Origin of the sequence: Embleya sp. NPDC050493, assembly GCF_044458105.1 — a bacterium.
GTDB lineage: Bacteria > Actinomycetota > Actinomycetes > Streptomycetales > Streptomycetaceae > Embleya.
The window spans coordinates 1-12,942 of sequence record NZ_JBITHP010000027.1 but is presented as its reverse complement, the minus strand read 5'-3'; the positions used below and the strand labels follow the sequence as shown (position 1 = coordinate 12,942).

Annotated in this window: 10 protein-coding genes and 1 riboswitch; of the genes, 7 read left to right on the top strand and 3 right to left on the bottom strand. The window is 72.6% G+C overall.

Translation table 11 applies throughout. The annotated features are described in order from the left end of the window. The first annotated feature begins 58 nt into the window (after positions 1-58). The 5 genes from ACIBM5_RS36565 to ACIBM5_RS36545 all read left to right on the top strand — a co-directional run bounded on the left by ACIBM5_RS36565 (position 59) and on the right by ACIBM5_RS36545 (position 5,944). Complete coding sequence (locus tag ACIBM5_RS36565) at positions 59-883, top strand: GNAT family N-acetyltransferase (RefSeq protein ID WP_396011012.1); 825 nt, start codon at positions 59-61, stop codon at positions 881-883. Positions 884-930: 47 nt separating this feature from the next. After that, a complete protein-coding gene (gene mug / locus ACIBM5_RS36560) occupies positions 931-1,566 on the top strand; it encodes a G/U mismatch-specific DNA glycosylase (protein WP_396011141.1) in 636 nt (211 codons plus the stop codon). 190 nt (positions 1,567-1,756) lie between these two features. Further along, complete coding sequence (locus ACIBM5_RS36555) at positions 1,757-1,945, top strand: hypothetical protein (protein ID WP_391582184.1); 189 nt, start codon at positions 1,757-1,759, stop codon at positions 1,943-1,945. Positions 1,946-2,303: 358 nt separating this feature from the next. Beyond that, a riboswitch (cobalamin riboswitch) is annotated at positions 2,304-2,554 on the top strand. Between the two features lie 76 nt (positions 2,555-2,630). After that, positions 2,631-4,949 (top strand): ribonucleoside-diphosphate reductase subunit alpha, encoded by a 2,319-nt coding sequence (locus tag ACIBM5_RS36550; protein ID WP_396011140.1) that lies wholly within the window; start codon positions 2,631-2,633, stop codon positions 4,947-4,949. A gap of 17 nt (positions 4,950-4,966) precedes the next feature. After that, the gene (locus ACIBM5_RS36545; protein WP_396011139.1) at positions 4,967-5,944 is read left to right on the top strand and encodes a ribonucleotide-diphosphate reductase subunit beta; all 978 of its coding nucleotides are present in this window, start codon (positions 4,967-4,969) and stop codon (positions 5,942-5,944) included. A gap of 116 nt (positions 5,945-6,060) precedes the next feature. Here the strand turns inward: ACIBM5_RS36545 and ACIBM5_RS36540 are convergent, their stop codons facing one another. Further along, positions 6,061-6,870: a helix-turn-helix domain-containing protein gene (locus tag ACIBM5_RS36540; protein ID WP_396011011.1), complete on the bottom strand. Its 810-nt coding sequence runs from the start codon at positions 6,868-6,870 to the stop codon at positions 6,061-6,063. A gap of 133 nt (positions 6,871-7,003) precedes the next feature. On the opposite strand from ACIBM5_RS36540, the gene ACIBM5_RS36535 reads away from it, so the two are divergent. Then, entirely contained in the window at positions 7,004-8,017 is a 1,014-nt protein-coding gene (locus ACIBM5_RS36535) for an NAD(P)-dependent alcohol dehydrogenase (RefSeq protein ID WP_396011010.1), read from the top strand. 192 nt (positions 8,018-8,209) lie between these two features. Here ACIBM5_RS36535 and ACIBM5_RS36530 read toward each other — a convergent pair whose 3' ends face one another. Next, positions 8,210-9,928, bottom strand: coding sequence for an alkaline phosphatase D family protein (locus ACIBM5_RS36530; protein WP_396011009.1), 1,719 nt, complete (start codon positions 9,926-9,928; stop codon positions 8,210-8,212). 318 nt (positions 9,929-10,246) lie between these two features. Between ACIBM5_RS36530 and ACIBM5_RS36525 the strand changes: the two genes are divergently transcribed. Beyond that, positions 10,247-11,026, top strand: a complete 780-nt coding sequence (locus ACIBM5_RS36525; protein WP_396011008.1) for an amidohydrolase family protein — start codon at positions 10,247-10,249, stop codon at positions 11,024-11,026. An 88-nt stretch (positions 11,027-11,114) separates the two neighbouring features. On the opposite strand, the gene ACIBM5_RS36520 is transcribed toward ACIBM5_RS36525, so the two are convergent. Beyond that, on the bottom strand, positions 11,115-12,656 hold the full coding sequence (locus ACIBM5_RS36520) for an ATP-dependent DNA ligase (RefSeq protein WP_396011138.1): 1,542 nt from the start codon (positions 12,654-12,656) through the stop codon (positions 11,115-11,117). Positions 12,657-12,942 lie beyond the last annotated feature (286 nt).

Sequence of the window (12,942 nt, the reverse complement as noted above, 5' to 3'; positions counted from 1 at the left end):
TCCGCGTCGGGCCCACCGGCCCGGAATCGGAGCGGGCGGGCGTGTCACACTGGCCCGCATGCCGAAGTCCGCCGCAGAGGTGCGCGCCCAGTTGGAGACGTTCTACGACGCGGTGGCTCGCCGGGCCACGCGTACGGAGACGTTCGGCGGGTTGACCCTGTTCGTCCGGGAGGGCCAGGGATGGCCCCGTTACGCACGACCCACGCTCGGCAGCTCCGTCGAGCCCACCGCCGCGGACGTCCGCGCGGTGCGGGCGCGGCAGAGAGAGTTGAAAGTGCCCGAGTCCTTCGAATGGGTCGACGAGACCACCCCGGCGCTGCGGGCAGCGGCGATCGAAGCCGAGTTGCACGTGCACGAGCACCCGCTGATGGTGCTCGATCCCACCGAGCGACCCGGTGAACGCCCGGACCTGCCGGATCTGGTGACGGTGCGTCGGGTCCGGGCGGACGCCACCGACCTGGCGATCGTGCACAGCGTCGCGACGGTCGGGTTCGCCAACCCGGGCACCGCGTCCGGAACCGACGGCCCCACCGAGCGGGACACCACCGCCCTGGGCCAGGACCCGAACCTGCTGTCCTACCTCAACGAGCGGCTGCGCTCCGGCGAGACGGTGATGTTCGCCGCGTACAGCCCGGCCGGGCCTTTGTGCGTGGGCAGCTACCAGCACCTGTACGACACGGCCGAGATCGTCGGCGTGGCCACCCTCCCCGCGGCCCGACGCGGCGGCCTCGCGGCGGCGGTGACCTGGGAGCTGGCCGGGCATGCGCTCGACGGCGGGAACGACACGGTGTTCCTGTCGGCGGGCGACGAGGACGTGGCGCGCATGTACGGCCGGCTCGGCTTCCGCTCGGTGGGCACGGCGCTGATCGCGGAGGCACCGTGAGCGCGAAAGAGCCCGAGCCGGGCCCCGCGACAGCGCTCGTGTTGCCCATCCCGCCGGGCCGCAATCCCACCGCCGCCGAGCTGGCCGCCGCACACGGGCGCAGCATCCCGGACGTGATCGGGCCCGACCTTCGAGTGTTGTTCTGCGGGATCAACCCGGGCCTGTGGTCCGGCGCCACCGGTCGGCACTTCGCCCGTCCGGGGAACCGGTTCTGGCCCGCGCTGTACGCGTCCGGGTTCACACCTCGCCTGCTCGCTCCGACCGAGCAGGACGAGCTGCTCGCGCTCGGCCTCGGCATCACCAATGTGGTGGCCCGCACCACCGCCCGCGCGGACGAGTTGACCAAGGACGAGTACATCGCGGGTGGCGCGGCGCTCACGGCCAGGGTGCACCGGTACCGACCGGCCTGGCTGGCGGTGTTGGGCATCGGCGCGTACCGGACCGGCTTCGGCCGGCCGAAGGCGGTGGTCGGCCGACAGCACGAGACGATCGGCGACACCGGGATCTGGGTGCTGCCGAACCCGAGCGGCCTGAACGCGCACTGGACGGCGGCGGCGCTGGCCGAGGCGTTCGCCGAACTCCGGGCGGCGAGCTCCTCGCGCGCGGACGAGGCCGCCGAGGGCCACGCGGCCCCGGAAGCCCCGGCGGGCCCCGAGGGACGGGGCGCCGCGCCGCCGGCATGAGGCGGCCCGGGCCGGCGACCCCGCGCGGCGGCACGCCGTCCGCCGATGCCCGATGCCCGGAGCCCGGAGCCCGGGTTCCCGGGCGAGTCGGACCGTTTCGACTACCTGTATCCGAGTCGATACGTCAATCGACCGAGTGGCATCACCCGGTTGGTGGTTACTTCACGCCCCCTCGCGCGGTTGGATCGGCATGAAGATCCTGCGGGCCCCGTTCGGGCCGTGGCCCACCGAGACGATCGAGACCCCCGTCTACGAGGCGTTGGTCGCGGAGTGGCGCGACTCGGGCCGGGAGGTGCCGGGAGCGGTGGACCGACCACACGACCGCCCGGCCCGACACGCCCGCCCGCCGTACTCCGGGCCGCGGACCGGCCGTCCCTGAGCCTGCGCACCGCCCGCGCCCGCGGCGGACCGCCCGACCGCCTCCGCCGCCCGCCGGGCGCGGCGCGGAGACCCGTTCTCGGGTCGCCCCGGCCGCCGCCCTCGCGGCGGATGCGGCAGGCCCCACGACACCCCGCCGCCCGGCGTGTCGCGCGACCGCTCGACGCGGTGCACGCGAGTACCGTCGTGCCGGGCATCCGGCGGGAGCCGGTCCCGCACCGCCCGCAGGGCACCGCCGCGCCCGGTGCCCTGGGGCCGCACCGCCGGGGGCGGGCCCGCCGGTGGCGATCCGTGGTACGCCGAGAACCGCGACACGACACAACACCTGGGGGTGCAACGACCACCCCGCCACTACATATATGCTCTGCGACGCAGCTGGTTCGCCGTTCCGAGTTCAGCGGAAAGGCGACGCGAGAGGGAATCCGGTGTGAAGCCGGAACTGCCCCGCAGCGGTGAGCGGGAACGAACGTCGTCATGGAGCGCCGAACGCCGAGAGGCATTCGGGAAGCGACGACCACTAGGTACTCCGCGGTCCGCCGAGCATGCCGTGCCCGGCGGTGCCCCGGCATGCCCGCGAGTCCGAATACCTGCCGGCTGCCCGTGCCTTCGGGCGCGGGGTCACCTGTACGTACGAGCTCGCGAGGAGAGAGCACGTGACCGTTGTGGACAGCGTGGGCGCGACCCGGATGCGGATCGACGAAAGCCCCGAGGACCAACTGGCAACCCTGGTGCGCACCCAGGCGCGCGATCTGCCGGAGGTCGATCCGGATCGGGTCGTCCGCCGGGTCGTCGCGGGCCTGAACGAGGGCGCGGACAAGGGCGCCGCCGCGGACCTGGCGGTGCGCACCGCGGCCGAGCTGATCGCCGAGGAGCCCGCCTACTCGCGGCTCGCCGCGCGCCTGCTCGCCGGCCGGATCGCGGACGAGGCGCTGGCGGCCGGCGTCACCTCGTTCAGCGCCGGCATCGCGCTCGGTCGCCGGGAGGGCGTCATCGGCGCGGAGACCGCGGCGTTCGTCGCGAAGCACGCCGCCGAACTGGACGCCGCCGTGGACGTCGAAGGCGACCGCAGGTTCGAGTACTTCGGCCTGCGCACCGTGTACGACCGCTACCTGCTGCGCCACCCGGTCTCGCGCAAGGTGGTCGAGACGCCGCAGCACTTCCTGCTGCGGGTGGCGTGCGGCCTGGCCCGGGAGCCCGGCGAGGCGATCGGTTTCTACCGGCTGATGTCCTCGCTCGCCTACCTGCCCAGCTCGCCGACGCTGTTCAACTCCGGCACGGTGCACACCCAGATGTCCTCGTGCTACCTGCTCGACTCGCCCAAGGACGAGCTGGAGTCGATCTACGACATGTACGGGCGGATCGCCCGGCTGTCGAAGTTCGCCGGCGGCATCGGCGTGGCATGGTCGCGGGTGCGTTCGCGCGGCTCGCTGATCCGCGGCACCAACGGGCACTCCAACGGCATCGTGCCGTGGCTCAAGACGCTCGACTCGTCGGTGGCCGCGGTCAACCAGGGCGGCCGACGCAAGGGCGCGGCCTGCGTGTACCTGGAGACGTGGCACCCGGACATCCTGGAGTTCCTCGAACTGCGCGAGAACACCGGTGAGGACGCGCGCCGCGCGCACAACCTCAACCTGGCCAACTGGGTGCCGGACCTGTTCATGCGCCGGGTCGAGGAGGACGGCGTCTGGTCGCTGTTCGACCCGAACGAGCTGCCCGAACTGCCCGATCTGTGGGGCGCCGAGTTCGACCGGGTCTACGAAGCCGCCGAGCGGGACGGCCGGTTCGTCCGGCAGATGCCCGCGCGCGACCTGTACGCCCGGATGATGCGCACGCTCGCGCAGACCGGCAACGGCTGGATGACCTTCAAGGACGCGGCCAACCGCACCTGCAACCAGGCCGCGGAGCCGGGCAACGTGGTGCACCTGTCCAACCTGTGCACCGAGATCCTGGAGGTCACCAGCGACGGCGAGACGGCCGTGTGCAACCTCGGCTCGGTCAACCTCGGCGCGCACGTGGTCGCCGGCGAGGGCATGGACTGGGACAAGCTGCGCGCGACGGTCCGCACCGCGGTGGTCTTCCTGGACCGGGTCATCGACATCAACTACTACCCGACCGACCAGGCCGCCGCGTCCAACCCGCGCTGGCGCCCGGTGGGCCTGGGGCTGATGGGCCTGCAGGACGTGTTCTTCACGCTCGGCATGCCGTTCGACTCGGTCGAGGCACGCGAGCTGTCCACGCTGATCTCCGAGGAGATCTACCTCACCGCGTTGGAGACCTCCTCGGCGCTCGCCGAGGTGCACGGCCCGCACCCGGCCTACGCCCGGACGCACGCCGCGCGCGGTCGGCTCCAGCCGGACCTGTGGGAGGGCGTGCACCCGACGCAGACCAAGCGTTGGGATGCGCTGCGCGACCGGGTCGCCGAACACGGCCTGCGCAACTCGCTGCTCGTGGCGATCGCACCGACCGCGACCATCGCCTCGATCGCCGGCGCCTACGAGTGCATCGAGCCGCAGGTGTCGAACCTGTTCAAGCGCGAGACGTTGTCCGGCGAGTTCCTCCAGATCAACGCGTACCTGGTGCGCGAGCTCAAGGCCCGCGGCCTGTGGACCCCCGAGGTCCGCGACCGGATCAAGCGCGCCGAGGGCTCGGTCCAGGGCATCGCCGAACTCCCGGAGGACGTGCGCGAGTTGTACCGCACCGCGTGGGAGCTGCCGCAGCGCGCGCTGATCGACCTGGCGGCGGCCCGCTCGCCGTACATCGACCAGTCGCAGTCGTTGAACCTGTTCATGGCCGACCCGACCATCGGCAAGCTGTCCTCGATGTACCGCTACGCGTGGTCCACCGGTCTCAAGACCACGTACTACCTGCGCTCGCGCCCCGCGACGCGGATCCAGCAGGCGACCGTGCCGGCCCAGGCCTCGGCCGCGCCGGTCGAGGAGATCTCCGACCTGGAGGTCATCGCCTGCTCGCTGGAGAACCCCGAAGCCTGTGAGGCGTGCACGTGAGCCTGCTCGATCCCGGAATGAACCTCACGCTGCGCCCGATGCGGTATCCGGACTTCTACGAGAAGTACCGCGCGGCGATCCGCAACACGTGGACGGTCGAAGAGGTCGACCTGCACAGCGACCTGGCCGACCTGGACAAGCTCAGCCCGGCGGAGCGGCACCTCGTGCAGCGCCTGGTCGCGTTCTTCGCCACCGGTGACACGATCGTGGCGAACAACCTGGTGCTGAACCTGTACCGGCACATCAACTCGCCCGAGGGCCGGTTGTACCTGTCGCGGCAACTCTTCGAAGAGGCCGTCCATGTGCAGTTCTACCTGACCCTGCTCGACACCTACATGCCCGACCACGAGGAGCGCGAACAGGCGTTCGCCGCGGTCGAGCACATCCCGTCGATCCGGCGCAAGGCGGAGTTCTGCTTCCGCTGGATCGACTCGGCGATGGGCCTGGACCGGCTCGAATCGCGGGAGGACCGGCGGCAGTTCCTGCTCAACCTGATCTGCTTCGCGGCGTGCATCGAGGGCCTGTTCTTCTACGGCGCCTTCGCGTACGTGTACTTCCTGCGCTCGCGCGGCCTGCTCAACGGGCTCGCCTCGGGGACCAACTGGGTCTTCCGCGACGAGTCGGCGCACATGGACTTCGCCTTCGCCGTGGTGGAGACGGTGCGGGCCGAGGAGCCCGACCTGTTCGACGACGAACTCGCCGAGGACGTGCGGCGCATGCTGGGCGAGGCGGTCGAGGCGGAGACGGCGTTCGCCGAGGACCTGCTCCAGGGCGGCGTGTCCGGGATGACGGTCACGGACATGCGCTCCTACCTGGAGCACGTGGCCGACCGCCGGCTGGCCCAGCTGGGCATGACCCCGGTCTACGGCTCGGCGAACCCGTTCGGATTCATGGAGCTCCAGGACGTACAGGAACTCTCGAACTTCTTCGAGCGGCGGGTCTCCGCCTACCAGGTCGCGGTCACCGGCTCGGTGTCCTTCGACGAGGATTTCTGAGCCCGAGGCTCTGCTCGAAGAGACCGCCGTGCCGTCCCCCTTCCGGGACGGCACGGCGGTCTCGCGTTCTCCCGCCGTGCGGCCGACGCGCCGGCGGCAGGGGAAACGGGCTTCGCTCACGAGCGTTCGGCCGCCCGGCGGCGCAAAGCCGTGGCCGTGGCCTCGTCGGCGGGGAGGAATGCCTCCAGGTGCAGTTCGGCGAGGGTGACGTCGGTGGCCGTGGCGAAGGAGGTCAGCGTGGTCAGCAGGCGCAGTTCGCCCGGGCCGTCGGGGTCGCGAAGGCGGAGCGGAACCGCGAAGCCCAGGTGGTCGGGGCCCAGTTCGGCGTCCGGGACGTAGCCGCGCAGTTCCTCGATGAAGGCGTCCAGCAGCGGGTCGGGGCTGCGCAGCGCCTGGGCGCGCATGTTCTCCAGTACGTGGTGGCCCCACGCGTTCAGGTTCCGCACGCGCGGTGCCATGCCCTCGGGATGCAGCATCAGCCGCAGCATGTTCATCGGGGCGCGGAGCAGCTGCGCGGACGCTCCTTCGGTCAGCACGTCGATCGCCGCGTTCGCGGCGACGATCTGCCCGTACGGGCGCAGCACCATCGCCGGGTAGGGCAGGTGGCCTTCGAGCACCGCACGCAGCGCGTCGTGGACCGGGCGCAACATCGGCGCGTCCAGGTCCGATTCGGGGAAGACCGGCGCGTAACCGGCGGTGTGCAGCAGCGCGTTGCGCTCGCGCAGGGACAGGCCGAGCGACTCGGCGAGTCGGATGATCATGGTTCGGCCGGGGCGCGATCGGCCGCTCTCGATGAAGCTGAGATGCCGTTGGGAGGTCTCCGCGCGGGCGGCCAGTTCGAGTTGGCTCAGTCGCCGGGCGGTGCGCCAGCGCCGCAACTCGGCGGGGAAGTCCGGGCCGTGGAGCCGGGTCGTGGTCGTGCTCATGAGGCAGTTCTAGGCAGCCGAGGGTATCCCCGGCAATTCCCTCGGGGGAATTGTCCGGCTCCGACGCCGGTCACATGATCGTTGCCATGGCCCGCCGAACGGGGTGGGCCGATCGGTCGAGGAAGGAAACCCGATGAAGAGCTACCACCTGCGGCCCGGCGCCGGCATCGAGGGCATCACGATCCGCGAGCACGAACAGCCGGAGCCGGGTCCCGGTCGGGTACTGGTCCGGGTCCGGGCGACCTCGCTCAGCCTGCGCGAACTGCTGGTCCTGGACGGCGATTACCCGCTGCCGGTGCTGCCCGACACGATCCCGGGCTGCGCCGGGGTCGGCGAGGTGGTCGCGATCGGCGCGGGCGTCACCCGGGTCCGGCTCGGCGACCGGGTGGCCGCGACCGTGTTCCCGGACTGGATCGACGGGCCGTTCGCGCTCGACTACGCCGCGCAGTTGGGCAGTTCGCGGGACGGGATGCTGACCGAGTTCGCGGTGGTCGGCGAGCAGGCGCTCGTACCCGTCCCCGAGCACCTGTCCTTCGAGGAGGCCGCCGCCTTCCCGCTGACCGCGGTGACGGCGTGGAACGCGCTGACCGGGAGTCGGCCGCTGCTGCCCGGCGAGACTGTGCTGACGCTCGGCACCGGCGCCGTGTCGCTGTTCGCGGTGCAGCTCGCCAAGGTGTTCGGCGCGCGGGTGATCGCCACCACGTCGAGCCCGGACAAGGCGGCGCGGCTGCGTGCGCTGGGTGCGGACGAGGTGGTCGACTACCGCGAGCATCCGCGCTGGGGCGAGCAGGTGCGGCGGGTGACCGGCGGACGCGGCGTCGACCGGGTCGTCGACGTCGCGGGCAACCTGACCCAGTCGCTCGCGGCGACCGCGCTCGGCGGCGAGATCGCCTTCGTCGGACACTGGCTGGGCGCGGACGCCCCCGACGCATCACCCTCCGCGTCGGCCCTGTTCAACGCGGGCGCCGTGCTGCGTCCGCTCGCGGTGGGCAGCCGCGCGCAGTTCGAGGCGTTGAACCGAGCGGTGGCGGCCGCGCGGCTGCGCCCGCCGATCCACCGCGAGTTCTCCTTCGACGAGGTTCCGGAGGCGTTGCGCTACTACCGCAAGGGCGGCTTCGTGGGCAATGTCGTGATCGGACACCGCTGAGCACATGCCGCCCGGCGGCGGGGCCGCTCAGGGGCGCGGCACCGTCCCGAACACGTACCGCCCGGGGCAGGGACCGCTTGGAGGCACGGCAACCCCCGCGCGGGCCCCGGCCGGCAGGGGGCGCCACCCGGGAGCAGGGCGCCGGCCGGGAAGACCCGCCGCCCCTCCGCCCGTGCCGGGACGGCCGGGTGCTCACCGCTCCCGCAGTGCGGCCCGGCCCACTCGGCGCAGGTGCGCCGCGCGGCCTCGTCGGCCGCCCTCGGCGCGCTCCAGTGACAGGTCGGCCCGGCGGCCCCGCAGCGTGAGCGTCATCAGGTGGTTGCCGAACCACGGGCCACCCAGCTTCGTCCACTCGACCGGCAGCGGGGACAGCCGCGCGTGCCGGGCGAGCACGTGCCCCAGCCGGGTCGCGATGCGTCCCCAGCCGAAGCGGAAACCGATCCGAATCGCCGGCGGCACCGAGTTGTGCACCGGCGAGCAGGTCAGCTGGTACACCCGAGCCGACTCGCCCGGATCATCCCCGGCTCGCGGACCCTCCCCCGGGACGAGCCAATGCACCTCGGCCGCGTACACGTGGTGCACGTCCCCGGACAACACGCACACGGTCGCCGGCACCGGTCCACCCGACCGGGGTCCGTGCAGTGCGATCCGGCCGAGCAGCGCGGACAACGCCTCGAACGACTCACGAAACGCGGCCCAGTGCTCCAGGTCGCCCGCCCGCCGCAGCCGCTCGCTCCATTCCGCCACCCGCGGTCCCCGGGCGCCCGCACACAACGCCTCGTTCCACGACTCCAGGTCGTGGATGCCGTGCGGCAGCAGCCAGGGCAGCGAGGTACCGATCAACAGGTGGTCGTAGCCGCCCTCGTCCGCCTGCTCGGTGATCCAGGCCAGCTCGTCCGCACCGATCATCGCCCGGCCGTCCCCGGTCAACACCCGGCCCGCGCGCGAGTCGATCATCAGCAGCCGGGTACGGCCGAAGTCGCGGCGGAAACTCCACCGGGTGGTCGCCTTGCCCTCCGACTCCGCGTCCGCCCGCAGCGCGAACTCGTGCAGCAACGGCCCGACGTCCTCACCGGGCCCCGCCGCCCGGACGGCCGCGAACAGTTCGTCGCGCGCCAACGCGGCCGGGTCCAGGTTGCCCAGGTGCTGATAGATCCAGTACGACGCGAGCGCGCCCGCGATCCGCTCGGACCACCAGTCGGTCGCGGCCATATCGGTGCGCCACGCGTGCGAGGTGTTCCAGTCGTCGATCACGTCGTGGTCGTCGAAGATCATCGCGCTCGGCACGGTCGACAACAACCAGCGGATCTGCGGATCGGACCACGACTCGTGATAGAGCAGCGTGTACTCCTCGAAGTCGGCGATCTGCGGCCCCGGCGCCTTGCTCAGGTCACGCCGCCGCGCGAGCCGGTTCTGCATCGCACGCGAGGTCTCGTCCGCGTACACCTGATCGCCGAGCAACAGCAGCGCGTCCGGCAGCGGTTCGTCCGGCGAGCGCATCAGCCGGCGGGCAAGGGTGTCGAGAGCGTCCGGATCCATCCGGCGCTCCTCGCCCTCCTCGGTGCTCGGCGGACTCGACCAGCGGCAGGACCCGAACACCACGTTCAGATCCCGCTCCGCCTCGCCCTCGTCCGAAGCGGTGCGCACCACGCTCGGCGGCTGGGTCGAGTTCTCCTGCGGCCAGCACACCCGCCCGTCCAGCAGCACCCGGTATTCCCGCGACCGTCCCGGCGTGAGCCCTTCGAGCACCACCAGCACGTAGTGGTGCCCGAACACCTTCCAGGTGGCGGCCTCGGCCACGCCGTCCTCGCACGCCACGGTCACCACGCACGGCGCGTCGGTCTCCACCCACACGGTGGCACTCGTACGATCCACGTGCCGCAGCACGGGACCGAGCAGCAACTCGGCCATCGTCCTCGGCCCTCCCCACCCTCGTCGACGCCTTCCGTGGCAGGTGCCTGCCCGGGAAGTCGGCACCAATACTCGCCCTGCCCGCGGACTCTCGGATACGGTATGCGGCTTCTGCGGCCGTTGCGGTGCAACGCGTCGGCGAGCCGCTACGGTATGCGACGTGCCCGAGCAGGTGCCGGAGCCGTTTTCGGGTTGTTTTCGGGTCGTTTTCGGGCCGTCCCGAACCGCATCGGAGGCCGTGTCGTGTCCGAACCGTCCCGCGCGGCGCCGAACCCGGGCGACCGAGCGGTCCCCGACCGTCCGACGGTCGACCCTCCGGTGTTCGACCGTCCGATGTTCGACGCGCATCTGCACATCGTCGACCCGCGCTTCCCGCTCGTCGCCGATCACGGCTATCTGCCGCCGACCTTCACCGTCGCCGACTACCTCGCCCGGGTCGCGTCCCTCGGCGTCACCGGTGGCGCCGTGGTGTCCGGTTCGTTCCAGGGCTTCGACCGGACGTATCTGCTCGACGCGCTGCGCCGCCTCGGTGCGGGCTTCGTCGGCGTGCTGCAACTACCGGCGAACGTCGCGGATCACACGATTCGGGAGCTGGACGCGGCGGGCGTACGCGCGGTCCGGTTCAACATCCGTCGGGGCGGCTCCGCCCGGATCGAGCAGTCGGCTCGCCTCGCCCATCGCGTGTACGACCTGGTCGGGTGGCATGCCGAGCTGTACGTCGACGCCCGCGACCTGCCCGACCTGCCGCCCGCCCTGACCACGCTGCCGAAGCTGAGCATCGACCACCTTGGCCTGTCCCGGGAGGGCCTGCCGCACCTGCTGCGCCTGGTCGAGCGCGGGGCCTACGTCAAGGCCACCGGTTTCGGCCGGGTCGACCTGGACGTCCCCGCCGCATTGCGGGCCGTGCTCGCCGTCGCCCCGCACGCGCTCCTGGCCGGCACCGACCTGCCCTCCACCCGGGCGCCCAGACCGTTCCGCGACACCGACCTCGACATGATCGCCGAGACGGTCGGCCCGGACCTGGCCGACGCCGTACTGCACGACAACGCGCAGGCCCTCTACCGCCCACGCCGAATCGCGGCACCCACACCCGACTGACCGACCGGCCCGGGCGCCGGGTTCGATCGCCGGGCTCGGGGTGATCGCCGGGCTCGGTCCGCCCTCGCGGCCCGGTCCGTTTTCGGGCTCAGTCGCCCGAGGCCAGCGCCCGGACCGTGTCCATGTCGTCCGCCTCGGCCGCCGTCTTGTCCTCGCGATAGCGCAGCACTCGGGCGAACCGCAGCGCCAGCCCGCCCGGGTAGCGGGTACTGGTCTGCAACCCGTCGAAGGCGATCTCGACCACGAGTTCGGGCCGCACCCACACCGTCCAGTCGTCCCGGCGAACGGCCAATTCCTGCAACCGCTCGGTCTGCCACGCGAGCAGTTCGTCGGTGAGCCCCTTGAACGTCTTGCCGAGCATCACGAAACCGTCCCCGGCCGGGTCCCGCGCGCCCAGATGCAGATTGCTCAGCGTCCCGCGGCGGCGTCCGTGACCCCACTCGGCGGCCAGTACCACCAGGTCGAGGGTGTGCCGCGGCTTGACCTTGACCCACCCGGCGCCGCGCCGACCCGCCGTGTAGGGGGTATCCAGCGACTTGACCACCACACCCTCGTGCCCGCGCGCGACCGCGTCGGCGAAGAACGTGTCGGCGGCGGCATCGTCCCCGGTGAGCAATCGGGGCACCAGCAACTCGGCCGGCGCGAGCGCTTCGAGCGCGGCCCAGCGCTCGGCTCCGGGCCGATCGATCAGGTCCGTGCCGTCCACGTGCAACACGTCGAACAGGTACACCGTCAACGGCGTCTCGGCCCGCAGCCGCGCGGCGTCGTGGGTGCCGGTCCGGGACGCGGTGATCTGGAACGGGTGCGGTCGGCCGTCCGGGCGCAGCGCGATCGCCTCACCGTCCAGTACCGCGGTGTGCACCGGCAGCGCGCGCACGGCCTCGACCAACTCCGGGACGCGCGTGGTGATGTCGTCCAGGCTGCGGGTGAACACCGCGACATGCTCGCCGTCGCGGTGGATCTGCACGCGGATGCCGTCGATCTTCCATTCCAGCGCGACGGCGGCATCGGGGTCCTTGGCTCGCAGCTTGGCCAGCGCGGCGGACACGTCCGGCGCGGAGGCGGCCAGCATCGGGCGCACCGGGTGGCCCACCTGGAGGGTGAAGGCGGCGAGTGCGGCCTTGCCGCCGGTGAGCGCCGCGGCGGCCACCGGGCCGGCGGCGCCGCGCAACATCAGCGCTCGACGAACCGCCGCCACCGGCACCTCGGCGGCCCGCGCGACGGCTTCCGCCATCACCCCGTCCAGCGCGCCCTGCCGCACCTCGCCGACCAACAACCCGGTCAGGAACCGCTGCTCGACCGCGGTGGCGCGGGCGAACAGGGCCTCGATCAGCGCCCGTCGAGCGGCCTGCGAACCGGCACCGGTGGTGGTGCCGACAGCCTCCAGCGCGGTGTCCACCTCCAGCAGGGTCAGCGACGGTGTGTCGGCCGGCTCCGGCAAGTCGCGCAACGCGGCGGGCCCGACGCCGATCTGCCGCTGGGTGAGCGCGCCCGCCAGGTAGGCCACCAGCACGGTCGCCTCCGCCGGATCCGCCCGCCGCAGACACCCGGCCACCAACTCCGCCTTCGCGGTCCGCCCGGCCTCGCCCGCGATCTCCCGCGACACGACGGCCACCTCATGAAACAACAGCGACCCCACGCCACGACTCCTCACACCGAACGCCTCCCCCCACCATCGCCCCACCCACCCTCCCTCATGCCCCCGACACCCATCCGGCCGATCCCCGAGGGCTTCGCCGGGCGGCGGTGCAGGGGCGAGGGCGGGGGTGGCCGGGTGCGTCGGCCGTGCTGTCGCCGTGCGGGCCGGGCGCCGGAGCGGGGGGGGGGGGGGGGGCGCCCCGCCCCCCCCCCCGCCCCCCCCCCCCCCCCCCCCCCGCGCCGGCCCGCCCCCCCCCCCCCCCCGGCCCCCGGGGGTG